Annotated in this window: 19 protein-coding genes and 1 tRNA gene; 17 read left to right on the forward strand and 3 right to left on the reverse strand. The window is 58.9% G+C overall.

Annotated elements, in window-relative coordinates; genetic code table 11:
* Positions 1-99: 99 nt before the first annotated feature.
* From KBY02_RS25260 to KBY02_RS25310, 11 genes are all read left to right on the forward strand, one after another.
* The gene (locus KBY02_RS25260) at positions 100-2,880 is read left to right on the forward strand and encodes an LPS-assembly protein LptD (protein WP_024639776.1); all 2,781 of its coding nucleotides are present in this window, start codon (positions 100-102) and stop codon (positions 2,878-2,880) included.
* A complete protein-coding gene (locus KBY02_RS25265) occupies positions 2,861-4,183 on the forward strand; it encodes a peptidylprolyl isomerase (protein WP_024639777.1) in 1,323 nt (440 codons plus the stop codon). The genes KBY02_RS25260 and KBY02_RS25265 overlap by 20 nt, the downstream gene beginning before the upstream one ends.
* Positions 4,180-5,169 (forward strand): 4-hydroxythreonine-4-phosphate dehydrogenase PdxA, encoded by a 990-nt coding sequence (pdxA, locus tag KBY02_RS25270; RefSeq protein WP_003402040.1) that lies wholly within the window; start codon positions 4,180-4,182, stop codon positions 5,167-5,169. The genes KBY02_RS25265 and pdxA overlap by 4 nt, the downstream gene beginning before the upstream one ends.
* A complete protein-coding gene (rsmA, locus tag KBY02_RS25275; RefSeq protein WP_003402042.1) occupies positions 5,166-5,972 on the forward strand; it encodes a 16S rRNA (adenine(1518)-N(6)/adenine(1519)-N(6))-dimethyltransferase RsmA in 807 nt (268 codons plus the stop codon). Before pdxA ends, rsmA begins: the two co-directional genes overlap by 4 nt.
* Positions 5,973-6,088: 116 nt before the next feature.
* Positions 6,089-6,469, forward strand: coding sequence for a Co2+/Mg2+ efflux protein ApaG (gene apaG, locus KBY02_RS25280; protein ID WP_024639778.1), 381 nt, complete (start codon positions 6,089-6,091; stop codon positions 6,467-6,469).
* Positions 6,469-7,344 carry a symmetrical bis(5'-nucleosyl)-tetraphosphatase gene (locus tag KBY02_RS25285; protein WP_225650846.1) on the forward strand — a complete coding sequence of 292 codons (876 nt, stop codon included), beginning with the start codon at positions 6,469-6,471 and terminating at the stop codon, positions 7,342-7,344. Before apaG ends, KBY02_RS25285 begins: the two co-directional genes overlap by 1 nt.
* Positions 7,345-7,367: 23 nt before the next feature.
* Positions 7,368-7,688 carry a thiosulfate sulfurtransferase GlpE gene (glpE, locus tag KBY02_RS25290; RefSeq protein WP_003402047.1) on the forward strand — a complete coding sequence of 107 codons (321 nt, stop codon included), beginning with the start codon at positions 7,368-7,370 and terminating at the stop codon, positions 7,686-7,688.
* Positions 7,689-7,972: 284 nt separating this feature from the next.
* Positions 7,973-9,895 (forward strand): PrkA family serine protein kinase, encoded by a 1,923-nt coding sequence (locus KBY02_RS25295; protein ID WP_003316247.1) that lies wholly within the window; start codon positions 7,973-7,975, stop codon positions 9,893-9,895.
* Positions 9,896-10,015: 120 nt separating this feature from the next.
* Positions 10,016-11,287, forward strand: coding sequence for a YeaH/YhbH family protein (locus tag KBY02_RS25300; RefSeq protein WP_011269137.1), 1,272 nt, complete (start codon positions 10,016-10,018; stop codon positions 11,285-11,287).
* A complete protein-coding gene (locus tag KBY02_RS25305; RefSeq protein ID WP_225650847.1) occupies positions 11,284-12,846 on the forward strand; it encodes a SpoVR family protein in 1,563 nt (520 codons plus the stop codon). The genes KBY02_RS25300 and KBY02_RS25305 overlap by 4 nt, the downstream gene beginning before the upstream one ends.
* A gap of 97 nt (positions 12,847-12,943) precedes the next feature.
* Positions 12,944-14,170, forward strand: coding sequence for a multifunctional CCA addition/repair protein (locus KBY02_RS25310; RefSeq protein ID WP_003402052.1), 1,227 nt, complete (start codon positions 12,944-12,946; stop codon positions 14,168-14,170).
* A 98-nt stretch (positions 14,171-14,268) separates the two neighbouring features.
* Here KBY02_RS25310 and folK read toward each other — a convergent pair whose 3' ends face one another.
* The gene (gene folK / locus KBY02_RS25315; RefSeq protein WP_024642767.1) at positions 14,269-14,793 is read right to left on the reverse strand and encodes a 2-amino-4-hydroxy-6-hydroxymethyldihydropteridine diphosphokinase; all 525 of its coding nucleotides are present in this window, start codon (positions 14,791-14,793) and stop codon (positions 14,269-14,271) included.
* The gene (folB, locus tag KBY02_RS25320; protein WP_003316242.1) at positions 14,784-15,137 is read right to left on the reverse strand and encodes a dihydroneopterin aldolase; all 354 of its coding nucleotides are present in this window, start codon (positions 15,135-15,137) and stop codon (positions 14,784-14,786) included. Before folB ends, folK begins: the two co-directional genes overlap by 10 nt.
* Positions 15,138-15,211: 74 nt before the next feature.
* Here folB and plsY point away from each other — a divergent pair, with 74 nt between their 5' ends.
* A complete protein-coding gene (gene plsY, locus KBY02_RS25325) occupies positions 15,212-15,781 on the forward strand; it encodes a glycerol-3-phosphate 1-O-acyltransferase PlsY (protein ID WP_003402056.1) in 570 nt (189 codons plus the stop codon).
* Positions 15,782-15,804: 23 nt separating this feature from the next.
* Here plsY and tsaD read toward each other — a convergent pair whose 3' ends face one another.
* Positions 15,805-16,830, reverse strand: coding sequence for a tRNA (adenosine(37)-N6)-threonylcarbamoyltransferase complex transferase subunit TsaD (tsaD, locus tag KBY02_RS25330; protein WP_003394970.1), 1,026 nt, complete (start codon positions 16,828-16,830; stop codon positions 15,805-15,807).
* A gap of 198 nt (positions 16,831-17,028) precedes the next feature.
* Between tsaD and rpsU the strand changes: the two genes are divergently transcribed.
* The 5 genes from rpsU to KBY02_RS25355 all read left to right on the forward strand — a co-directional run bounded on the left by rpsU (position 17,029) and on the right by KBY02_RS25355 (position 24,444).
* Positions 17,029-17,244, forward strand: coding sequence for a 30S ribosomal protein S21 (gene rpsU / locus KBY02_RS25335; protein WP_002551877.1), 216 nt, complete (start codon positions 17,029-17,031; stop codon positions 17,242-17,244).
* A gap of 479 nt (positions 17,245-17,723) precedes the next feature.
* Positions 17,724-19,679 (forward strand): DNA primase, encoded by a 1,956-nt coding sequence (gene dnaG, locus KBY02_RS25340; protein ID WP_032655936.1) that lies wholly within the window; start codon positions 17,724-17,726, stop codon positions 19,677-19,679.
* Positions 19,680-19,746: 67 nt separating this feature from the next.
* The gene (gene rpoD / locus KBY02_RS25345) at positions 19,747-21,597 is read left to right on the forward strand and encodes an RNA polymerase sigma factor RpoD (RefSeq protein WP_003411788.1); all 1,851 of its coding nucleotides are present in this window, start codon (positions 19,747-19,749) and stop codon (positions 21,595-21,597) included.
* 268 nt (positions 21,598-21,865) lie between these two features.
* A complete protein-coding gene (locus KBY02_RS25350) occupies positions 21,866-24,352 on the forward strand; it encodes a bifunctional diguanylate cyclase/phosphodiesterase (RefSeq protein WP_032655933.1) in 2,487 nt (828 codons plus the stop codon).
* 15 nt (positions 24,353-24,367) lie between these two features.
* Positions 24,368-24,444 (forward strand) — tRNA-Ile (locus KBY02_RS25355).
* The last annotated feature ends 4 nt before the right edge of the window (positions 24,445-24,448 follow it).

Raw genomic sequence — 24,448 nt, forward strand, 5'->3', positions numbered from 1 at the left:
AGCGGGTCATGCTTTATTATCCGGAATCTTTTTCAGCCCATCGAGAGGCGTGCGGCCCCCCCGCGGGCAGATGGCGCGCAGGAAGCCCGGACTAATAAGATGGCATTGAAATCCCCCGCGTTTCGTAAAAAATTTCCGTTGCTCGTAACCGGCAGTCTGCTGGCGATGCAACCTCTGGCCACTCAGTTCGTGGTCGCCGCGGAACAGTATGACTGCTCAGTCTCTGCTTCGGGTGCCTGGAACTGTGCGCCGAAATCCAATGCTGCTGCAGTGGATCTGCCTCCGCGCCCCGTGCATGACACGACGTCGGTCAGCTCCAACGGCACGGTCACCTCACAAGGCACCTCTTCGGGTGAACAGTCTGCGGGTACGCAACTGGTCACTGAAGCCAAGGGCAAAGGTCTGAAGTCGCGTAGTGCTGACTACAGCCACCTCGATTGGGTTCCTCGCGAAAAGCTTACCGCAGCGCAACTGGCCGAGACCGGCCCGTATTGCTCGGGTGCCTACGTCGAGCCGATCCGTCCTGGCATGGACGACAAGACGCCGATGAAAGACGCGCCGATGTTCGTGGGAGCCAAGGCTTCGCGTTACGAACAGGACGCGCAGGTCGCGACGCTGGCCGGTGATGTGGTGATGCGCCAGGGCAGCATGCAGGTGCAGGCCCAGGAGGCTGCACTGCATCAGGCCGAGAACCGTGGCGAGCTGAACGGCGATGTCCGTCTGCGCGACAACGGTGCGCTGATCGTCGGTGACAAGGCCGAACTGCAACTCGACACCGGCGAAGCCCGTGTCGACAACGCCGAGTACGTCCTGCACAAGTCGAACATTCGCGGTAACGCCCTGTACGCCAAGCGTGCAGAGAACGCGATCATCCGGCTCAAGGACGGTACCTACACGACGTGCGAGCCGAACAGCAACGCCTGGACGCTCAAGGGCAACAACATCACGCTGAACCCGGCCACCGGCTTCGGTACCGCGACCAACGTTACCCTGCGGGTCAAGGACATACCGGTTCTGTATACGCCGTATATCTACTTCCCGATCGACGACCGTCGTCAGTCCGGTTTCCTGCCGCCGACCATTGCAGCAGGTGGCGACAACGGCTTCACGCTGGTCACCCCGTACTACTTCAACCTGGCACCGAACTACGACGCCACGTTGTACCCGCGTTACATGGCTGATCGTGGCTTGCTGATGGAAGGCGAGTTCCGCTACCTGACCAAGGGCAGTGAAGGTCAGTTTGGCGGCGCGTACCTGAACGACGAGAATGACGACCGCAAACAGCAGTCCGATTACGACAAGACCCGCTGGATGATCAACTGGCAGCACAAGGGCGGGCTTGATACGCGCTGGCTGACCCAGGTCGATTACACCGATATCAGTGATCCGTATTACTTCCAGGATCTGGAAACCGATCAGATCGGCGTGAAAAGAACAGACTTCCTCAACCAGCAGGGCTCCCTGACCTACCGTGGCGACAGCTTCTCGGCAGTGCTCAATGCTCAGGCCTACAAGCTGGCGACGGTTGCCAACGTTACGCCGTACAACCGCCTGCCTCAGCTGACGCTCAACGGTACGTTGCCCTACAACCCCGGCGGCCTGAAGTTCGATTATCAGACTGAAGCGGTGCGCTTCGAGCGTGACCTGCGCAGCGGCGCGTTCATCGATGAAGATGGCAACTCCGAAACACGTCTGGACAACAACATCTCCGGCTTGGCTCGCGCCAACGGTGATCGCCTGAACCTGGCACCGTCGGTCAGCCTGCCGATGAACTGGACCTATGGCTTCCTGACGCCGAAGCTGAAGTATGTCTACACGCAATACGATCTGGATCTGGACAGCCAGGGCAAAAACACCCTGCTAGCCGGCGAAGAGTACAGCAGCAGCCAAAGCCGCAGCGTACCGATCTTCAGCGTCGACAGCGGCCTGTACTTCGACCGCAATACCAACTGGTTCGGCAAGGATTACCGCCAGACCCTGGAGCCGCGCCTGTTCTATCTCTATGTTCCCGAGAAAGACCAGACCGACATCCCGGTATTCGACACCAGCGAAAGCACGTTCAACTTCGCCTCGCTGTTCCGTGACAATCGCTTCACCGGTTCCGACCGCATCGGCGACGAGAACAAACTGTCGCTGGGCGTCACCAACCGCTGGATCGAGGACAACGGTTTTGAACGCCAACGCTTCAGCATCGGTCAGGCGTTGTATTTCGAAGACCGCAAGGTGCAGTTGCCGGGTGTCGCGTTCGCTGACCGTGACGATGCGCGCTCCAACGTTTCGCCTTATGCACTGGAATACGAATACCGCTTCAACCGCGACTGGCGCTTCAACTCCGATTTCAACTGGGATCCGGACAGCCGAAGCACCCGTTCGGGCAGCGCAATGTTCCACTACCAGCCTGAAGACAACCCGAACAAGGTCGTCAACCTCGGCTATCGCTATCGTAACGACCAGATTCGTTACGACGAAAGCACCGGCCGTTGGGTCGTGGGCGGTGGCGACTACGGCACTCCGGGTTCGCCAAACTACGTGAAGGACTACTACAAGATTCAGCAGCACGATTTCTCGGTCATCTGGCCGATCGTGCCGCAGTGGAGCCTGATCAGCCGTTGGCAGTATGACTACAACCGTGAACGCACCATCGAAGCTTTCGGCGGGTTCGAGTACGACAACTGCTGCTGGAAAATGCGCCTGGTCAATCGTTACTGGATCGACTACGACGAATTCAGCCAGGCAGCACCTCAGAACGAGAAAGGCGACCGCGGCATATTCCTACAAATCGTGTTGAAGGGGCTCGGCGGTGTAACTGGCGCCAAGGTAGACAGCTTCCTCGACAAAGGCATCCAAGGTTATCGTGAACGTGAAGACCAAGCTTTCTGATTGTCTGCGCCCGCTGATGCTGGGCGCGTTACTCCTGAGCGGTGCAGTGCATGCTGCGGTTCAACCTCTGGACAGTGTCGTGGCCATCGTCGACAACGACGTGATCATGAAAAGCCAGATGGACCAGCGTGTACGTGAAGTTCAGCAGACCATTGCCAAGCGTGGCTCTGGTGTACCGCCTGCCGAAGCCCTGCAACCACAGGTTCTGGATCGTCTGATTCTGGAAAACCTGCAGTTGCAGATGGGCGAACGGTCTGGCATTCGAGTCTCCGACGAAGAGCTGAACCAGGCCATCGGCACCATTGCCCAGCGCAACAACATGAGCGTGGAGCAGTTCCGCGCCGCGCTGGCGCATGACGGCCTGTCCTATAACGATGCGCGCGAACAGGTGCGCCGGGAAATGATCATCAGCCGCGTGCGTCAGCGCCGGGTGGCCGAACGTATCCAGGTGTCCCAGCAGGAAGTGAAGAACTTCCTCGCCTCCGATATGGGCAAGGCTCAGCTGTCTGAAGAGTTTCACCTGGCCAACATTCTGATCGCCACACCTGACAGCGCTTCTTCGGACGCCATCCAGGCCGCAGCGGTCAAAGCCAAGGGTATCTACGACCAGCTGAAGAAAGGTGCTGACTTCACCCGTCTTGCAGCCACCTCCTCGTCCAGCGAAAACGCACTGGAAGGCGGCGACATGGGCTGGCGCAAGGCTGCACAGTTGCCACCACCCTTCGGCGACATGCTCAGCTCGATGCCGGTCGGTGACGTAACGCCTCCTGCGCGTACGCCGGGTGGTTTCATCATTCTCAAGCTGCTGGAAAAGCGTGGCGGTCAGGGTCAGGCGCAAATGCGTGATGAAGTGCATGTGCGTCATATCCTGATCAAGCCAAGCGAAATCCGTAATGAGGAAGAGACCAAGCGTCTTGCCCAGAAGATCTACGACCGCATCGAGAACGGCGAAGATTTCGCCGAGCTGGCAAAAAGCTTTTCGGAAGATCCGGGTTCTGCACTCAATGGCGGCGATCTGAACTGGGTTGATCCCAACTCTCTGGTTCCGGAATTCCGTCAGGTCATGAGCGAAACGCCACAAGGCGTCTTGTCCAAACCGTTCCAGACCCAGTACGGCTGGCATGTCCTCGAAGTGCTCGGTCGTCGCTCCACGGACGCTACCGATCAGGCTCGCGAACAGCAGGCGCTGAACGTACTGCGTAACCGCAAGTACGACGAAGAGCTGCAAACCTGGCTGCGTCAGATCCGCGACGAAGCCTACGTTGAAATCAAACTCCCTGGCGCGACCCAGGCTGCACAGTGAAACCCAAGCGTTTCGCACTGACACCCGGCGAGCCGGCCGGCATAGGTCCTGACCTTTGCCTGCTGCTCGCCACGCAGCCTCAGCCATACCCCCTGATTGCCATTACCAGCCGTGACCTGCTCCTGGAGCGGGCCGCGCAACTGGGTGTAGCGGTCAGTCTGATCGATGTCACCCCCGAAGCGTTTCCCGACCTGCCTGCACCTGCCGGCAGTCTGTACGTCTGGGATACGCCACTGGCTGCTCCGGTGGAAACCGGCGTACTGAACAAGGCCAACGCGGCGTTCGTCCTGCAAACCCTGACCCGCGCCGGCCAGGGCTGCCTGGATGGGCTGTTCAGCGGCATGGTCACCGCCCCGGTGCACAAAGGCGTCATCAACGACGGCGGTATCGCGTTTTCCGGACACACCGAATTTCTCGCTGAACTGACTCACACCGAACAGGTGGTGATGATGCTGGCAACCGGCGACCTGCGCGTGGCACTGGTGACCACTCACCTGCCGTTGCGCGATGTGGCCGACGCTATCACAGCGGATCGTCTGGAGCGCGTGACACGCATCCTGCACGCTGATCTGGTCACCAAGTTCGGCATTGCCCACCCACGCATTCTGGTCTGCGGCCTCAACCCTCATGCCGGCGAAAGCGGGCATCTGGGTCGTGAGGAAATCGACATCATCGAACCTGCTCTGGAGCGCCTGCGCAGCGAAGGCCTGGACTTGCGCGGCCCGCTGCCTGCAGACACTCTGTTTACCCCCAAATATCTGGAGCACTGCGATGCAGTGCTGGCGATGTACCACGATCAGGGCCTGCCCGTGCTGAAATACAAAGGTTTCGGCGCAGCGGTCAATGTGACGCTCGGCCTGCCAATCATCCGCACCTCTGTCGATCACGGCACGGCGCTGGACCTGGCTGGCACCGCGAACATCGACACCGGCAGCCTGCACGTCGCACTGCAAACCGCCTACCAGATGGCCGAGACCCATTCATGACCGAGCAATACCAACACCGGGCGCGCAAGCGCTTCGGGCAGAACTTCCTGCACGACGCAGGCGTTATCGACAAGATCCTGCGTGCCATCCGTGCCAGACCTGAAGACCGGCTGCTGGAAATCGGGCCGGGCCAGGGCGCACTGACCGAGGGCCTGCTCGACAGCGGCGCTCAGCTGGACGTGGTCGAGCTGGACAAGGACCTGATCCCGATCCTGAACGGTCAGTTCGCCAGCAAGCCGAACTTCAACCTGCATCAGGGCGATGCACTGAAGTTCGACTTCAACACCCTCGGCGCCGAACCGCGCAGCCTGCGGGTGGTGGGCAACCTGCCGTACAACATCTCGACACCGCTGATTTTTCACCTGCTGCAGAACGCCAGCCTGATCCGCGACATGCACTTCATGCTGCAAAAGGAAGTGGTCGAGCGCATGGCTGCCGGACCCGGCGGCGGTGACTGGGGTCGTCTGTCGATCATGGTCCAGTACCATTGCCGCGTGGAGCACCTGTTCAACGTCGGACCGGGTGCGTTCAACCCGCCGCCGAAAGTGGACTCGGCCATTGTGCGCCTCGTCCCATACGAAACACTGCCGCACCCTGCCAAGGATCACCGTGTGCTGGAGCGCATCGTGCGTGAAGCGTTCAACCAGCGTCGCAAGACCTTGCGCAACACGCTCAAGCTGCTGTTGACCAGCGATGAGATCACCGCTTCCGGAGTAGACGGCAGCTTGCGCCCCGAGCAGCTCGATCTGGCTGCATTCGTTCGTCTGGCGGACACTCTCAGCGAAAAAGTTGTGACAGAGTGAACCCTGGGGACAAGTAAACGGCAGGCTCAGTCGTCATTTTCCGCTTACTTGTCCTAGACTGATCTACCTGCCGCACACGCCCTTTTTTCGCAGCTATGGATTTCAAGGCCTATTGCATGCCCGATTCTCGTTACAAGGTCGACGTCAGCGTCGTCACACGCTTCCTCTCGGAGCAGTCGCAACCCGAGCAGAACCGCTTCGCTTTCGCCTACACCATCACCGTGCACAACAACGGCGAGTTACCTGCCCGGCTCCTGTCGCGGCACTGGGTCATAACCGACGGTGATGGCAATGTCGAGGAAGTGCGTGGCGAAGGCGTGGTTGGCCAGCAGCCACTGATCAAGAACGGCCACAGCCATACCTACAGCAGTGGTACGGTCATGACCACCAAGGTCGGCAACATGCAGGGCACCTATCAGATGCTGGCCGAAGACGGCAAACGCTTCGATGCCGTCATCGAGCCATTCCGGCTGGCCGTTCCGGGCTCGCTGCACTGATGGCGGTGTACGCCGTGGGTGACCTGCAAGGCTGCCTCGAACCTCTGCAATGCCTGCTCGAGCACGTTCACTTCAACCCGGAGCAGGATCGCTTCTGGCTGGTAGGTGACCTCGTCAACCGTGGTCCGCAATCGCTGGAAACGCTTCGCTACCTGTACGGCCTTCGCGAATCGCTGGTGTGCGTGCTGGGGAATCATGACCTGCACCTGCTGGCAGTGGCGCGCAAAAAAGAGCTGCTGAAAAAAGGCGACACGCTGCTTGAAATCCTTGAAGCGCCTGACCGTGACGACCTGCTCGGCTGGGTGCGTCGGCAAAAACTCATGCATTACGATGCTCAACGCAATGTCGCCATGGCGCATGCCGGTATCGCACCACAGTGGACGCTGAAAAAGGCTTTGAAGCACGCTGCCGAAGTCGAGCACGCGCTGCAGGACGAGCAGTTGTACGGCGCCTTTCTTGACGGCATGTACGGCAATGAACCGACCAGGTGGGACAACGACCTGCAAGGCGTGACGCGTCTGCGGGTCATCACCAACTACTTCACGCGTATGCGCTTCTGCACCAGCGACGGCAAGCTCGATCTGAAGAGCAAGGAAGGGGTCGGCACCGCGATACCTGGCTACGCGCCCTGGTTCAGCCACCAGAGCCGCAAGACCCGCGACGTGAAAATCATTTTCGGCCACTGGGCTGCGCTTGAAGGTCGCTGCGACGAACCGGACGTCTTTGCCCTGGACAGCGGATGTGTCTGGGGCGGTTCGATGACGCTGCTCAATGTCGATACGCTTGAACGCCATCAGTGCAATTGCGATGCTATGGGCAATGCCGCAGACGGGCTTGTTACCCGAGTGCAACCCGGCGCTACTCCCCTTCCGTAACCTCAGGCTCAGGAGCCCAGGCAATGACTGAATTCAAACGTATCCCACCCGAACAGGCCCAGGCTCTGCGCGAGCAAGGCGCCGTGCTGGTCGATGTCCGGGATCCGCAGGCTTTCGAGAGCAATCACATTCCCGATTCCGTGCATCTGGACAACCACTCGATCGCCGACTTCATCCGCGAAGCCGACCTGGACAAGCCGCTGGTGGTCGTCTGCTACCACGGCAACTCCAGCCAGAGCGCTGCAGCCTATCTGGTCAGCCAGGGTTTCTCCGATGTGTACAGCGTGGACGGTGGTTTCGAGCTGTGGCGCGCCACTTACCCACAAGAAACCGTGCAAGGCTGATAGAAAATATTTTTATGACAGCTGATCCCGCGTTCTACGCGGGCTCGCGAGCCATCTGACGAACGGTCAGCCCGTCTTCTCGCGCATCCCTTCTTTATCTTTCCGAATCCGAACTATCCTTAGCCTAGGCCATCCGTATTCAGGGGAGAGCCGGTACACCGGCGCGTGGGTCATCGGTAGTTACTTTTAGGGTGTTCTGGGGGGAAACAGTGGCCGTTAAGCGGCTGCTGCCAGCATCGACTGACGATCCGCCGCCGGCTCCACGTATCGAGCGAGGTGACGTCATGAGTATATTCAGCCACTTCCAACAACGCTTCGAAAGCACGAGGCAAGAAGAGCTCTCGCTACAGGAGTACCTTGAGCTCTGCAAACAGGACCGCAGCGCCTATGCCTCTGCCGCAGAACGTCTTCTGCTGGCTATCGGCGAACCTGAACTGGTGGATACCTCCACCAACTCCAGGCTGTCGCGCATTTTCTCCAACAAGGTCATACGCCGCTATCCGGCCTTTGCCGACTTCCACGGAATGGAAGAATGCATCGACCAGATCGTTTCGTATTTCCGCCATGCCGCCCAAGGCCTGGAAGAGAAGAAGCAAATCCTGTATCTGCTCGGCCCGGTGGGTGGCGGTAAATCGTCCCTGGCGGAAAAACTCAAGCAACTGATCGAAAAAGTCCCGTTCTACGCCATCAAGGGCTCGCCAGTCTTCGAGTCGCCCTTGGGCCTGTTCAACGCCACGGAGGACGGCGCGATTCTCGAAGAAGACTTCGGGATTCCGCGACGCTACCTGAGCACCATCATGTCGCCCTGGGCGACCAAACGCCTGGCCGAGTTCGGCGGCGACATCAGCCAGTTCAAGGTGGTGAAGCTCTATCCGTCGATTCTCAACCAGATTGCCGTGGCGAAAACCGAGCCTGGCGACGAAAACAACCAGGACATCTCTGCGCTGGTCGGCAAGGTGGATATCCGCAAACTGGAAGAATTCCCGCAGAACGACGCCGACGCCTACAGCTACTCGGGCGCGCTGTGCCGGGCCAACCAGGGCCTGATGGAATTCGTCGAGATGTTCAAGGCACCGATCAAGGTCCTTCATCCGCTGCTTACCGCAACCCAGGAAGGCAACTACAACAGTACCGAAGGGCTGGGCGCGATCCCGTTCACCGGTATCCTGCTGGCGCACTCCAACGAGTCGGAATGGCACAGCTTCCGCAACAACAAGAACAACGAAGCCTTCATCGACCGTATCTACATCGTGAAGGTGCCGTATTGCCTGCGTGTCAGCGACGAGATCAAGATCTACGACAAGCTGCTGTTCAACAGCTCGCTGTCCAAGGCGCACTGCGCGCCGGACACCCTGAAAATGCTTGCGCAGTTCACCACGCTGTCGCGCCTCAAAGAGCCGGACAACTCCAACATCTACTCCAAGATGCGCGTGTATGACGGCGAGAACCTGAAAGACACCGACCCGAAAGCCAAGTCGATCCAGGAATACCGCGACAGCGCGGGCGTCGACGAAGGCATGAATGGTCTGTCTACCCGCTTCGCGTTCAAGATTCTGTCCAAGGTCTTCAACTTCGATCCGCACGAAATCGCCGCCAACCCGGTGCATCTGCTTTACGTGCTGGAACAGCAGATCGAACAGGAGCAGTTCCCCGCCGAAACGCGCGAGCGTTATCTGCGCTTTATCAAGGAATACCTGGCACCGCGCTATATCGAGTTCATCGGCAAGGAAATCCAGACGGCGTACCTGGAATCCTACAGCGAGTACGGTCAGAACATTTTCGACCGTTACGTGCTGTATGCAGACTTCTGGATTCAGGATCAGGAATACCGCGATCCGGAAACCGGCGAGATTCTCAACCGTGTGGCCTTGAACGAGGAACTGGAAAAGATCGAGAAACCGGCTGGCATCAGCAACCCGAAAGATTTCCGCAACGAAATCGTCAATTTCGTGCTGCGTGCCCGCGCCAACAACAACGGCAAGAACCCGACCTGGCTCAGCTACGAGAAGCTGCGGGTGGTGATCGAGAAGAAAATGTTCTCCAACACCGAGGACCTCCTGCCCGTTATCAGCTTCAATGCCAAGGCCAGCAAAGAGGATCAGCAGAAGCACAACGACTTCGTGACACGAATGGTCGAGAGGGGCTACACGGACAAGCAGGTACGTCTGCTTTCCGAATGGTATCTGCGCGTGCGGAAATCGCAGTAAAGCAGCTGCAAGCTTCAAGCTATCAGCTGCAGGCGAAAAGCGATCACCCCCCGGGCTCGGGATTCATCGCGGCTCGCCTGCAGCTTGAGGCTTACAACTTGAAGCTCCCCGGAGGAGCCTATGAGCTATGTGATCGACCGACGTCTCAACGGCAAGAACAAGAGCACGGTAAACCGCCAGCGGTTTCTGCGGCGTTACCGTGACCACATCAAGAAGGCAGTGGAGGAAGCGGTCAGCCGACGCTCCATCACTGACATGGAACACGGCGAGCAGATCAGCATTCCCGGACGTGACATCGACGAACCGGTCCTGCATCACGGTCGCGGCGGCAAGCAGACCGTTGTTCATCCTGGCAACAAGGAGTTCACCACAGGTGAGCACATCGCCCGCCCTCAAGGCGGCGGTGGCGGCAAAGGCCCCGGCAAGGCAGGCAACTCCGGCGAAGGGATGGATGAGTTTTCGTTTCAGATTACTCAGGAAGAATTTCTCGAATTCATGTTCGAAGACCTGGAGCTGCCGAATCTGGTCAAGCGCAACCTGACCGGCACCGACACCTTCAAGACTGTGCGCGCCGGGATCAGCAACGAGGGCAACCCGTCGCGGATCAACATCATCCGTACGCTGCGCTCGGCACATGCACGCCGCATTGCACTGTCCGGCAGCAGCCGGGCGAAACTCAGGGAAGCGACCGCCGAGCTTGAACGCATGAAGCGCGAAGAGCCGGATAACTTTGGTGACATTCAGGAACTGGAAGTAGAGATCGACCGACTGAAGGCACGCATTCGTCGTGTGCCCTATCTCGACACCTTCGACCTCAAGTACAACCTGCTGGTCAAGCAACCCAACCCCAGCTCCAAAGCGGTCATGTTCTGCCTGATGGACGTCTCCGGTTCCATGACCCAGGCGACCAAGGACATCGCCAAGCGCTTCTTCATCCTGCTGTACCTGTTCCTCAAACGTAACTACGACAAGATCGACGTGGTCTTCATTCGTCACCACACCAGCGCCCGCGAAGTGGACGAGGAAGAGTTTTTCTATTCCCGGGAAACCGGCGGCACCATCGTTTCCAGCGCCTTGAAACTGATGCAGGAAATCATGGCCGCACGCTACCCGAGCAGTGACTGGAATATCTACGCGGCACAAGCGTCGGATGGCGACAACTGGAACGATGATTCGCCCATCTGCCGGGAAATCCTCACCAAACAGATCATGCCCTTCGTGCAGTACTACACGTACGTGGAAATCACGCCGCGTGAGCATCAGGCCTTGTGGTATGAGTACGAACGCATCGGTGAAGATTTTGCCGACACGTTTGCCCAGCAACAGCTGGTCTCTGCCGGTGATATCTACCCGGTATTCCGCGAACTCTTTCAGCGAAGGTTAGTGTCATGACCGCCAGAGAGCAGAAGCGCCAACCCCTCTCCACGGGGTCAGAGTGGACATTCGAACTGATCCGCGCCTACGACCGCGAAATCGGCAGGATTGCCGAGCGGTATGCGCTGGACACCTACCCCAACCAGATCGAAGTGATCACGGCCGAGCAGATGATGGATGCCTATGCCTCGGTGGGTATGCCTTTGGGCTATCACCACTGGTCCTACGGCAAACACTTCCTCAGCACGGAAAAATCCTATTCGCGAGGCCAGATGGGCCTGGCCTACGAGATCGTCATCAACTCCGACCCGTGCATCGCCTACCTGATGGAAGAGAACACCATCTGCATGCAGGCGCTGGTCGTGGCTCATGCGTGCTATGGCCATAACAGCTTCTTCAAGGGCAACTACCTGTTTCGCACCTGGACCGACGCCAGCTCGATCATCGATTACCTGGTGTTTGCCAAGCAGTACATCATGCAATGTGAGGAACGGCATGGCATCGATGCCGTGGAGGACTTGCTCGACTCCTGCCATGCACTGATGAACTACGGGGTGGATCGCTACAAGCGCCCCTACCCGATTTCCGCCGAAGAGGAGCGGCGTCGGCAGAAGGACCGGGAGGAGCACCTTCAGCGGCAAATCAACGACCTGTGGCGCACCATCCCGAAAAGTGCCGACAAGAGCAGCAAGGAAGACAACGCGCGCTTTCCGGCAGAGCCGCAGGAAAACATTCTCTACTTCATCGAGAAACACGCCCCGCTGCTGGAGCCATGGCAGCGTGAAGTGGTGCGCATCGTGCGCAAGATCGCGCAGTATTTCTATCCACAGCGCCAGACCCAGGTGATGAACGAAGGCTGGGCGACGTTCTGGCATTACACGCTGATGAATGATCTGTACGACGAAGGCCTGGTCACCGACGGCTTCATGATGGAGTTCCTGCAGTCGCACACCAGCGTGATTTTCCAGCCCGGTTTCGACAGTCCGTATTACAGCGGTATCAATCCCTACGCGCTGGGCTTTGCCATGTATCAGGACATCCGCCGGATGTGCGAAAACCCTACTGACGAAGACCGCCAGTGGTTTCCGGAAATTGCCGGCAGCGACTGGCTCACGGCGATCAAATTCGCAATGACCAGCTTCAAGGACGAGAGCTTCATCCTCCAGTACCTGTCGCCCAAGGTGATTCGCGACCTCAAGCTGTTTAGCATCATGGACGACGACCAGCAGGAGGACCTGCTGGTGCCCGCCATTCATGATGAAAACGGCTATCGGACCATTCGCGAAATACTCGCTGCGCAGTACAACCTGGGCAATCGGGAGCCCAATGTGCAGATCTACAGCATCGACCGCCGAGGCGATCGCTCGCTGACCCTGCGCCATCAACGGCACAATCGCAAACCACTCGGTGACTCGACAGACGAGGTGCTCAAGCACCTGCACCGGCTGTGGGGCTTTGACATCCACCTGGAAACCCTGCAGGGCGATCAGGTGGTCAAGACTCATCACGTCCCCCCGAAAGGCGAGCATGCCGACAGTGAATATCCCCGGCTTGATATGGCGGTCGTTCACCTTTAAGCACTAGGGGAATAGGGTTTTAAACGCTTGTTCATGCAGCTTTAGCCTCCGCAAGTACGACACAAGGTTTATCCTGTCGCGCTTACGGAGGCTTTTTATGCAGATTTATAAAGTGGGCGGTGCTGTACGCGACCGTCTTCTGGGTCAACCTGTCACGGACATCGACTGGGTCGTGGTCGGCGCAAGCACCGAGGACATGCTGATCAAGGGCTATCGCCCGGTTGGTACAGATTTCCCGGTGTTTCTGCATCCGCTGACCAATGAGGAATACGCGCTGGCGCGCACCGAGCGCAAGAGCGGCGTGGGCTACGGGGGCTTTGTTTTCCACGCCAGCCCCGAGGTAACGCTTGAGCAGGATTTGATTCGGCGTGACCTGACGATCAACGCCATGGCTGAAGACAAGGACGGTAATTTAACCGATCCCTACAACGGCCAGAAGGACTTGGAAGCGCGGATATTACGTCACGTTTCCCCCGCTTTCGCCGAAGATCCGCTCCGGGTCTTGCGTGTGGCGCGATTCGCCGCACGCTACGCCGGTTACGGTTTTACCATCGCGCCCGAGACCCTTGGGCTGATGCGACAGCTCAGTGAATCGGGCGAACTCAAGGCGCTGACTGCCGAGCGAAGCTGGAAGGAAATCTCGCGCGCGCTCATGGAAGAACAGCCTCAGGTGTTCATTCAGGTGCTGCACGACTGCGGCGCGCTCAAAGAGCTGATGCCCGAAGTCGAAGCGTTGTTCGGTGTACCGCAGCCGGCGGCGCATCACCCGGAAATAGACACTGGCGTACACGTGCTAAGTGTTCTTGAGCAATCCGCACGCCACAAACACCCGCTGACGGTGCGCTGGGCCTGCTTGCTGCACGACCTTGGCAAAGGGCTGACGCCGGAAGCCGAATGGCCAAGGCACATCGCTCATGAACACACCGGCCTGCGCCTGATAAAAGCGGTCAACGAGCGTTTTCGTGTGCCGAGGGACTGCCAGGAACTGGCGCTGCTGGTCGGCCAGTACCATACCCACGGCCACCGCGCGCTGGAGTTGAAACCTTCGACCCTGCTGGAGTTGCTGCAAAGCTTCGACGTCTACCGCCGCCCGCAGCGCTTTGAAGAGTTCATTGCGGCGTGCGAGATGGACGCCCGAGGACGTCACGGCTTCGAACAACGCAGTTATCCACAGGCCGACTACCTGCGCGGCGCCGCCGAGGCCGCACGCGCGGTATCAGTACAGCCGTTGCTGGAACAGGGTCTGAAGGGCAAGGAACTGGGTGACGCGCTGAAGAACGAGCGCTTGAAGGCACTGAAAACCTACAAGACCAGCACTGTGTGACGCGGAGCGTGAGGAACGAGAGGTGTCCGGGAGAGCACTTTTCGTACCTATGCGCAGCCATGGACGCTCTGCACTCGGGCTGAAAGACGAGGATGACCTCAGCTACGCAGCAAAACCTCAGGCGTCAGCGCCAACCCACGCCACTCAAACGCCACCGGCCAAAGCTGCTGATCAATCTGCGCGTCAGCCCAGAGTTTGCTGAAGGCAATGCCCACACCGGGATGCAGACGTTCAGGGGCAATCAACGCCAATGGCCGCAACACAAAGGCATTCTTCAGAATTTCCGCCCTAGGCAAGATCAGCCCGTCGAAATTACCGACCTGCTCGCCGTACAGCAGCACATCGATATCCAGCGGCAACCCTTTGCGATCCGGGGCGTAGCGGCCATTGTCCGCTTCGATGAATTTCAGGCGACGATCCAGCTCCATCAGGGGCAAATCAGTCAGCGCCGATACGACGAGATTGAAGAACGGCCCGCTCTTGATACCCACGGCATGGCTTTCAAAAACCGGCGAACAGCTCAGATCGGTCAGGAAGCCATCCAGCGCATCGAGCCCCGCAATCAGGTGGCGCTCACGCTCGATGTTGCTCCCCAGGCCGAGGAAAATCCGCGTCAGCGACATCCGCGCTCGATCTCCACGCCCACACCGGCAGCGGCCGCTACAGCACCGGGCTTGGTCAGTTTCAGGCGCAGCCAGGGAATATTGAATTCACCCATCAGCACTTCAGCCAGTCGCTCGGCGAAGGTCTCCACCAACTGGAACTGTGCCTGCTCGGCGAACGCCTGAATACGTGTCGAGACACTGGCGTAGTCGAGGGCCTTGCTCAGATCGTCGCCTGCGGCTGCGGGGCGATTGTCCCAGGCAAAGCTGAGGTCCAGACGCAGGCACTGACGAATGCCACGCTCCCAGTCATAAGCGCCAATGACCGTATCGACCTCAAGGCCCTCGATGAAAACTCTGTCCAAGCACTACTCTCCACTGCACGACAAGGGCGCGATGCGCCGTTAGAATCAGGGCATCCTCGCCCGGAATGGTTCGCATGTTTTGGTTACTGGCCACCTTCGCCTACCTGCTTGGCTCGCTGTCCTTCGCCATCCTGCTCAGCCGCCTGAGCGGCAGGCCGGACCCGCGCGCCAGTGGCTCCGGCAATGCCGGCGCGACCAACATGCTGCGTCTGGCCGGGAAAAAACTCGCCATCCTGACCCTGCTCGGCGACCTCTGCAAAGGCCTGGTACCGATCCTGATCGCCAGCACCTTGAGCATGGACATCGCACAACAGGGCTGGATCGGCGTCTGCGCAGTGCTGGGCCATCTGTTCCCGGTGTACTTCCGCTTCCGCGGTGGCAAAGGCGTAGCGACCGCCGCCGGTGTGCTGCTGGGCCTGTATCCGCCCGCCGCTGCCCTGGCGATAGTCGCCTGGCTGCTGACGCTCTACCTGACCCGCACCAGCTCGCTTGCCGCCCTGATCGCCACACCCCTGACCCTGCCATTGCTGGCGTGGCAGGAGCCTCATGCGCTGCTGCCGATGAGCGTGTTGACCCTGCTCATCGTCTGGCGCCATCGCGGCAATCTACGCGACCTGCTCGCCGGGCGCGAACGACATTTCTGAGGCGTACCCCGCCTGGTCTGCCGTCACAGCCCCGACAACTGCTCCATGGGCCAGCGTGCCTGCACGCTGATGCTCAAATCTTCCTTCTGCCCGACCTGCAAACGCTGGCACCCGGCAAACGCGATCATCGCGCCGTTATCGGTACAAAACTCGGGCCGTGCGTAATAGACATGGCCGCGCAGGTCGCCAAGCATGCTTTCCAGCGAAGCGCGCAGTGCCTTGTTGGCGCTGACGCCACCGGCAATCACCAGGCTCTTGAGGCCGGTCTGCTTGAGCGCGCGCTTGCATTTGATGGTCAAAGTCTCCACTACCGCCTGCTGGAAGGCCAGAGCGATGTCGCAGCGGGTTTGCTCACTGTCGTCTCCAGCATTCCGGCATTGCTGCCAGGTATTGAGCGCAGAGGTTTTCAGGCCGCTGAAGCTGAATTCCAGCCCGGGACGATCGGTCATCGGCCGAGGGAAGACAAACCGCCCCGCCACACCCTGCATGGCCGCCTTTGAAATCTCCGGGCCGCCGGGGTACTGCATGCCCATCATCTTGGCGGTCTTGTCGAAGGCCTCGCCTGCGGCATCATCCAGCGTCTCGCCCAGCAGTTCGTACTGACCGATGCCGTCGACGCGCACCAGTTGCGTATGGCCGCCCGACACCAGCAAGGCGACGAACGGGAACTGTGGCGGGTTTTCTTCCAGCATCGGGGCCAGCAGATGACCTTCCATGTGATGCACGCCCAGCGCCGGGATATCCCAGGCGAACGCCAGCGCCTGAGCGCACGAAGCGCCGACCAGCAAGGCGCCGACCAAGCCAGGGCCGGCCGTGTAGGCAATGGCGTCGATATCAGTGGCCACGCAGTCCGCCTCGGCCAGTGTCTGGCGAATCAGAGGCAGCATGCGCTTGACGTGATCGCGCGAAGCCAGCTCCGGCACCACACCGCCATAGGCACGGTGCAGGTCGATCTGGCTGAATAATGCGTCCGCAAGCAAACCGCGTTCGCTGTCGTATAACGCGACGCCGGTTTCGTCGCAGGAGGTTTCTAATCCCAGTACTAGCATGGGGTTGCGCCTTGTAGGGGGCAGATTTGAAGGCGCGCATAATAGTCGCCGACCGAGGTGCCGACCAGCGGTTTTCGATCAGAGGCTTTGCATTCCTCTCAATGAGGGGTTAACATCCGCAACCCTTAAAAACCGACGTACTTTTGTGCAGTGTTTGCACTGAGCGTTGACCCCGGTAATGAATGAAGGTAGCTCTGGATGCCAGCCGTCAAAGTTAAAGAGAACGAACCCTTCGACGTAGCTCTGCGTCGTTTCAAGCGCTCCTGCGAAAAAGCCGGTGTTCTGGCTGAAGTTCGTAGCCGCGAATTTTACGAGAAGCCGACTTCGGAGCGTAAGCGCAAGGCAGCAGCTGCTGTCAAACGCCACGCCAAGAAAGTCCAGCGCGAACAGCGCCGCGCCGTTCGTCTGTATTAATTTACAGACCTTCGTCGCAAGCTTCTGCCTTGCCCGGCCAACCAGCCGGGCTGTCGGCAGTTACAGCTTCGCTGTTTTGCGTTCGCTTTATTGATTGACCCTGTCCAGGCCGCCGATGCGACTCAGACATTCATTCAAGCACGTCCAGCCTGTTCACAGGCTACATCGGTCATGCCCACTCGGGCAGCACATCGACCGATGACAAGACGAGTATGCCTTGATGACTTCGCAAGAAGCTCAGCCAAGGCAGCGTCTTCCGTGTCCCCAGGCTCTGACCACTCGCGTGGGCAGCGAAGTTTGTGGCCTTTCCGATCCTCTCGCAGGATCAAGCTTTATTCCTTTCAGGCCAACACCGTCCTTCGGATGCAAAGACGTGCCCGTTTATTGCCGACGTCTTCAAAAAAGACGGCTGACAGGCTGACGGAACGCTCGTAGAGTCGTCCGATACTTTTGCACCACGCTTGAATGATGAGAACGCCATGGCCGGGCTGATTCCCCAGAGCTTTATCGACGACCTTCTGAACCGCACCGATATTGTCGATGTTGTCAGTTCGCGCGTGCAGCTCAAGAAAGCCGGGAAGAATTACACCGCGTGCTGCCCGTTCCACAAAGAGAAAACCCCCTCTTTCAGCGTCAGCCCGGACAAGCAATTCTATTACTGCTTCGGTTGCGGCGCAGGTGGCAACGCGCTCGGCTTCATCATGGACCACGACAACCTGGACTTCCCCCAGGCTGTCGAAGACCTGGCCAAGGCCGCCGGCATGGAAGTGCCTCGCGAACAAAGCGTAAAAGGCCAGAAGCCTCGGCAACCGACCGATTCCCCGCTCTACCCGCTGCTGACCGCCGCCGCCGAGTTCTATCGGCAGGCCCTGAAAAGCCACCCGTCACGCAAGGCAGCGGTGGATTACCTCAAGGGCCGCGGGCTGTCCGGCGAAATCGCCAGAGACTTTGGCCTGGGCTTCGCCCCTCCCGGCTGGGACAACCTGTACAAGCACCTGAGCAGCGACTCCTTGCAGCAAAAGGTGATGATCGATGCCGGGCTGCTGATCGAGAACGCCGAAACCGGCAAACGCTACGACCGCTTCCGCGACCGGGTGATGTTTCCGATCCGTGATTCGCGCGGGCGAGTCATCGCCTTTGGCGGCCGCGTACTGGGTGATGACAAACCCAAGTACCTGAACTCCCCGGAAACACCGGTGTTCCACAAGGGTCAGGAGCTGTACGGGCTGTTCGAGGCGCGCAAATTCAATCGCAACCTCGATGAAATCATCGTCGTTGAAGGCTACATGGACGTCATCGCCCTGGCCCAGCAAGGCTTGCGCAATGCCGTGGCGACTCTGGGCACAGCAACCAGCGAAGAGCATTTGAAGCGCCTGTTCAGGGTGGTGCCCAACGTGCTGTTCTGCTTCGACGGCGATCAGGCCGGACGCAACGCTGCATGGCGTGCGCTGGAAGCGACCCTGTCGAACCTGCAGGATGGACGCCGGGCGCGCTTTCTGTTTCTTCCCGAAGGCGAAGACCCGGACACGCTGGTGCGCTCCGAAGGCACCGACGCGTTCAAGGCACGCATCAATCAGCACGCGCAGCCGCTGGCCGATTATTTTTTCGAGCAACTGACCAAAGAGTCCGACCCGCGTTCGCTGGAGGGCAAGGCGCACATGGCCACCCTCGCGGCGCCATTGATCGACAAGGTGCCCGGCGCGAACCTGCGTATTCTGATGCGTCAGCGCCTGACCGAAATTACCGGGCTGACCGGCGAGGCCGTCAGCCAGCTGGTACAGAGCGCGCCGGCAGAGGCGCCACCGAGTTACGACCCGTACGTCGACTACGACGCCATGCCTGATTTTGCCGATTACCAGCCACAAGGCGGTTACGAGCCTCAGCAGGAATGGACGCAAAAGAAAACCGGCGGTCAGAATCAAAAAAAATGGGACAACAAATCCTGGGGCAAAAAAGGCAAGCGCCAGGACTTCGAACCTCGAACGCCGCGTGTACCCACCGCCGTCGAGCCGCCCATGCAGGCCGCACTGAGAACCTTGCTGCATCACCCCGAATTGGCGGAAAAGGTCGAAAATGCCAGCCATTTCGCTGCAGAAGACCAATCCAACGCACAACTGCTGGTCGCTCTTATCGAAGCCCGGCAAAAGAATCCGAACCTTCGGTCGTTACAGTTGATAGCGCGATGGCACGGGACTGAACAGGGCCGCTTGCTGCGTGCTCTGGCAGAAAAGGAATGGCTGATTGAGGCCGATAACCTTGAACAACAGTTTTTCGACACTATAACTAGCTTATCCGCTCGCCAGCGCGAGCGCAGTCTGGAACATCTGATCAGCAAGGCTCGGCAGACCGAGCTGAGCGCAGAAGAGAAAATTCAGCTTAGGGAACTGCTAAATCGCAATGTTCCCGCACAAACCCCGACCTCAACTGGCGCGTGAGGTCATAGCTCGGGTATAATCCTCGGCTTGTTTTTTGCCCGCCAAGACCTTCAGTGGATAGGGTGTTATGTCCGGAAAAGCGCAACAGCAATCTCGTATCAAAGAGTTGATCACCCTGGGTCGTGAGCAGAAGTATCTGACTTACGCAGAGGTCAACGACCACTTGCCCGAGGATATTTCAGATCCCGAGCAGGTGGAAGACATCATCCGCATGATCAACGACATGGGGATCCCGGTACACGAGAGTGCTCCGGATGCGGACGCCTTGATGCTGGCCGACGCCGATACCGACGAGGCAGCCGCAGAAGAAGCGGCTGCAGCGTTGGCAGCGGTCGAGACCGACATCGGTCGTACCACCGATCCTGTTCGTATGTACATGCGAGAAATGGGCACCGTTGAACTTCTGACCCGTGAAGGCGAAATCGAAATCGCCAAACGTATCGAAGAAGGCATCCGTGAAGTGATGGGCGCAATTGCGCACTTCCCAGGCACGGTTGACCACATTCTCTCCGAATACACACGCGTCACCAGTGAAGGCGGTCGCCTCTCCGATGTCCTGAGCGGCTATATCGACCCGGACGACGGCATTGCGCCGCCTGCCGAAGTCCCGCCGCCTGTCGACCCCAAAGCCGTCAAGGCCGAAGGTGCCGATGACGACGAGGAAGAGTCGGCAGACGCCAGCGACGAAGAAGACGAAGTCGAGAGCGGTCCTGATCCGGTCATCGCCCAGCAGCGCTTCGGTGCGGTTTCCGATCAAATGGAAATCACCCGCAAGGCCCTGAAGAAATTTGGTCGCGACGACAAGCACGCCATTGCCGAAATGGTTGCACTGGCCGAACTGTTCATGCCGATCAAGCTGGTTCCAAAACAGTTTGAAGGTCTGGTAGAGCGTGTACGCGGTGCCCTCGAGCGTCTTCGCGCCCAGGAACGCGCCATCATGCAGCTGTGTGTACGTGATGCACGTATGCCGCGCGCCGATTTCCTGCGCCAGTTCCCGGGCAACGAAGTCGACGAAAGCTGGACTGACGCACTGGCCAAGGGCAAGAGCAAATACGCCGAAGCCATCGGTCGCCTGCAGCCTGACATCCAGCGTTGCCAGCAGAAGCTGTCTGCACTGGAAGAAGAGACCGGCCTGAAAATCGCCGAGATCAAGGACATCAACCGTCGCATGTCGATCGGTGAGGCCAAGGCCCGCCGCGCGAAGAAAGAGATGGTTGAAGCGAACTTGCGTCTGGTGATCTCCATCGCCAAGAAGTACACCAACCGTGGTCTGCAATTCCTCGATCTGATCCAGGAAGGCAACATCGGCTTGATGAAGGCTGTGGACAAGTTCGAATACCGTCGTGGCTACAAGTTCTCGACTTATGCCACCTGGTGGATCCGTCAGGCGATCACTCGCTCGATTGCCGACCAGGCACGCACCATTCGTATTCCGGTGCACATGATCGAGACGATCAACAAGCTCAACCGTATTTCCCGGCAGATGTTGCAGGAAATGGGTCGCGAACCGACCCCGGAAGAGCTGGGCGAACGCATGGAAATGCCTGAGGATAAAATCCGCAAGGTATTGAAGATCGCGAAAGAGCCGATCTCCATGGAAACCCCGATCGGTGACGACGAAGATTCGCACCTGGGTGACTTCATCGAAGACTCGACCATGCAGTCGCCAATCGATGTCGCCACTGTTGAAAGCCTCAAAGAAGCGACACGCGAAGTGCTGTCGGGCCTTACCGCCCGTGAAGCCAAGGTTCTGCGCATGCGCTTCGGCATCGACATGAATACCGACCACACGCTTGAAGAGGTTGGTAAGCAGTTTGACGTGACCCGCGAGCGGATTCGTCAGATCGAAGCCAAGGCACTGCGCAAGCTGCGTCACCCGACAAGAAGCGAGCACCTGCGCTCGTTCCTCGACGAGTAATCGCACCCGCGAGTCAACAAAACCCCCGGCATGCCGGGGGTTTTGCGTTTCCGGGCAGAAGAAAATTCAAAATTTGCAGGCCCAGTTGTCAATTCACCGAATCAATAAGAGGTCAGACATCAGTCTAATTGCAGCGCCTGAAAAATTGACCTACAACTATGTATCACACCAGACACCAGCGCTCTTCGAACCAAGCCTTGGATCATTGTAGTTACAAGGTTACGCCACACCATCATCAGCGATAGTCAGACACGGACGTAAGCCGCATATGCGTGGAGTAATCAACACCAGTGACCGGGAAGCGTCATGCCTGTCCGAGGGAAAATTCGCCTCGATCTTCGCTCAATGCCCGGATGCCATGCTTATCGTCAGCCTTGCTGACGGGCACATCATGGATGCCAACGAAGCGTTCGTAGAGCGAACCGGTATCCCCCTTGATGAAGTGATTGGCAAGACACCCACAGAACTGAATCTGTGGGCAGTGCCAGGCATCGGCCCAAAAGTCTTGCTGCAATTGCAGACCGGCGATATCCATAATCTGGAGATACCCTTTCGGCGCAAAAACGGCGAAACCTTTTCAGGGCTCATGTCCGCCCAGCCGTTCGAGCATAGCCCGATACCTGCCGTGCTGGTGATAGTGCGTGACATCACCCAGCTCAAACTGGCCCGACAACAATTACAGCTTTCCGAAGAGAAGTTCGCCAAAGCCTTCCATGCCTCGCCTGACGGGATGGCGATTACCCGGCAGCAGGACGGCATGCTTCTGGAGGTCAACGAAGGGTTCTGCCGTCAGACCGGGTACAGCGAAAAGTACTGCCTTGACCACTCGACATTCGACCTGGGCATCTGGGTCGACCTGAGCGAGCGTTCAAAGCTCATCGAACGCATGAAAAAGCATGGCTTCGTCAAGGATATGCGGGTACGGATTCGTAACAACAATGGCGATATTCGACTGTGCGAACTGTCCTCTCAACCCCTCATCATTGCGGGTGAAGACTGTCTGCTGACGATTACTCGGGATATCACCGAAAGCAGGCAAATGCAGGAGAAACTCCATCTGGCGGCGACTGTTTTCGAGAGCACTGCCGAAGGTGTGCTCATCACCAATACCGACCAGAGCATCAGCGCCGTCAACCGCGCGTTCACGGAAATCACTGGCTACAGCGAAAGTGAAGCCATCGGGAAGACCCCTCGCCTGCTTGCCTCTGGCCAACACGACAGCGCGTTCTACGCCGCGATGTGGCACCAACTGGCAGCCGAGGGCCACTGGCAGGGCGAAATCAGCAACCGTCGAAAGAACGGCGAGCTTTACCCGAGTTGGCTGACCATCAGCGCCGTGCGCAACAAAGACAACCTCCTGACCCACTTCGTCGCCGTGTTCGCCGACATCTCCAGCCTCAAACAAGCACAGGCGCGGCTCGACTATCAGGCCCACCATGATCCGCTCACCGGCCTGCCCAACCGAATACTGTTCGAGAGCAGGCTTCAAGCCGCCCTGCTGCACAGCGAAGAATCCGGCAGCCTCGGCGCAGTCCTGTTTCTCGACCTGGACCGCTTCAAGCACATCAATGACAGCCTGGGCCACCCGGTCGGCGATCTGCTGCTCAAAGGCATCGCACACCGGCTCAAGGAAACCCTGCGCGACATCGACACCGTTGCACGCCTGGGTGGCGACGAGTTCATCGTCCTGCTGCCCGGCCTGCTGCAAACCAGCGACGCACAGGCCATCGCCAATAAATTACTGGCCTGCTTCAGCACGCCTTTTGAAGCTGGCGAACATGAGCTCTACATCAGCCCCAGCATCGGCAGTTGCGTGTTCCCTACCGACGGCACCGACGTGGCCACGCTGGTCAAAAATGCCGACGCGGCGATGTACCGCTCCAAGGCAAAAGGCCGCAACCGGGTCGAAAGCTATACCTGCGACCTCAGTGACCAGGCCAGCGAGCGCATCGCCCTCGAGCAGGAACTGAGAAGAGCTCTGGAGCGCAATCAACTGACACTGGCCTACCAGCCCAAAATCGACCTGCTGACCCACACAATGGCAGGCGCAGAAGCCCTGATCCGCTGGAACCACCCAACCTTTGGCGAAGTGCCGCCCGAGCACTTCATTCCCCTGGCCGAAGAAAACGGCATGATCCTGCAGATCGGCGACTGGGTGCTGGAGCAGGCCTGCCGCCAGATGGGCGTATGGCGCAAGACCTGCCAGCCGTTCGGCCCGCTGTCGGTGAACCTGGCAGGCGCTCAACTGCGCCAGACCAACCTGCTGGAACGCATCGAACAGCTTCTCACGGACAACGGCCTGGAACCCGGCTGCCTGCAACTGGAGATCACCGAAAACTTCATCATGAGCCAGACCCAGGAAGCACTGGCCGTGCTGCACCAATTGAAGACACTCGGCGTGCAACTGGCGATCGACGACTTCGGCACCGGCTACTCCTCACTGAGCTACCTCAAACGCCTGCCACTGGACATCCTCAAGATCGACCAGTCCTTCGTCCGCGGCCTGCCGGAAGACACCCACGACGCCGCCATCGTCCGCGCCATCATCGCCCTTGGGCGCAGCCTGCAACTGACCGTGATCGCCGAGGGCGTGGAGAACAGCGAACAGCAGCAATTTCTGACCAGCGAAGGCTGCGAACAGATCCAGGGCTACATCATCAGCCTGCCCCTCGACGCCGAAGAATTCCGCGCAAGATTTCTTCTGATGAATCTTTCGGACTTTTCGGATAGCACAGCCGCGAAACCGCCGTTATAATCCGCGACCTACTGAGGGCCCATAGCTCAGTTGGTTAGAGCAGAGGACTCATAATCCTTTGGTCCACGGTTCGAGTCCGTGTGGGCCCACCATATA

It is taken from the genome of Pseudomonas sp. P129 (assembly GCF_020312195.1).
In the GTDB taxonomy this organism is placed as follows: Bacteria; Pseudomonadota; Gammaproteobacteria; order Pseudomonadales; family Pseudomonadaceae; genus Aquipseudomonas; species Aquipseudomonas fragariae.

Excerpts from the sequence above, each read along its gene's own strand:
- KBY02_RS25300 (WP_011269137.1), top strand. The coding sequence starts at position 10,016 with ATGAGCTATGTGATCGACCGACGTCTCAACGGCAAGAACAAGAGCACG.
- apaG (WP_024639778.1), top strand. The coding sequence starts at position 6,089 with ATGCCCGATTCTCGTTACAAGGTCGACGTCAGCGTCGTCACACGCTTC.
- KBY02_RS25295 (WP_003316247.1), top strand. The coding sequence starts at position 7,973 with ATGAGTATATTCAGCCACTTCCAACAACGCTTCGAAAGCACGAGGCAA.
- folK (WP_024642767.1), bottom strand. The coding sequence starts at position 14,793 with ATGTCGCTGACGCGGATTTTCCTCGGCCTGGGGAGCAACATCGAGCGT.
- rpsU (WP_002551877.1), top strand. The coding sequence starts at position 17,029 with ATGCCAGCCGTCAAAGTTAAAGAGAACGAACCCTTCGACGTAGCTCTG.
- glpE (WP_003402047.1), top strand. The coding sequence starts at position 7,368 with ATGACTGAATTCAAACGTATCCCACCCGAACAGGCCCAGGCTCTGCGC.
- rsmA (WP_003402042.1), top strand. The coding sequence starts at position 5,166 with ATGACCGAGCAATACCAACACCGGGCGCGCAAGCGCTTCGGGCAGAAC.
- KBY02_RS25260 (WP_024639776.1), top strand. The coding sequence starts at position 100 with ATGGCATTGAAATCCCCCGCGTTTCGTAAAAAATTTCCGTTGCTCGTA.
- tsaD (WP_003394970.1), bottom strand. The coding sequence starts at position 16,830 with ATGCTAGTACTGGGATTAGAAACCTCCTGCGACGAAACCGGCGTCGCG.
- KBY02_RS25285 (WP_225650846.1), top strand. The coding sequence starts at position 6,469 with ATGGCGGTGTACGCCGTGGGTGACCTGCAAGGCTGCCTCGAACCTCTG.
- KBY02_RS25305 (WP_225650847.1), top strand. The coding sequence starts at position 11,284 with ATGACCGCCAGAGAGCAGAAGCGCCAACCCCTCTCCACGGGGTCAGAG.
- plsY (WP_003402056.1), top strand. The coding sequence starts at position 15,212 with ATGTTTTGGTTACTGGCCACCTTCGCCTACCTGCTTGGCTCGCTGTCC.
- KBY02_RS25350 (WP_032655933.1), top strand. The coding sequence starts at position 21,866 with ATGCGTGGAGTAATCAACACCAGTGACCGGGAAGCGTCATGCCTGTCC.
- KBY02_RS25310 (WP_003402052.1), top strand. The coding sequence starts at position 12,944 with ATGCAGATTTATAAAGTGGGCGGTGCTGTACGCGACCGTCTTCTGGGT.
- rpoD (WP_003411788.1), top strand. The coding sequence starts at position 19,747 with ATGTCCGGAAAAGCGCAACAGCAATCTCGTATCAAAGAGTTGATCACC.
- dnaG (WP_032655936.1), top strand. The coding sequence starts at position 17,724 with ATGGCCGGGCTGATTCCCCAGAGCTTTATCGACGACCTTCTGAACCGC.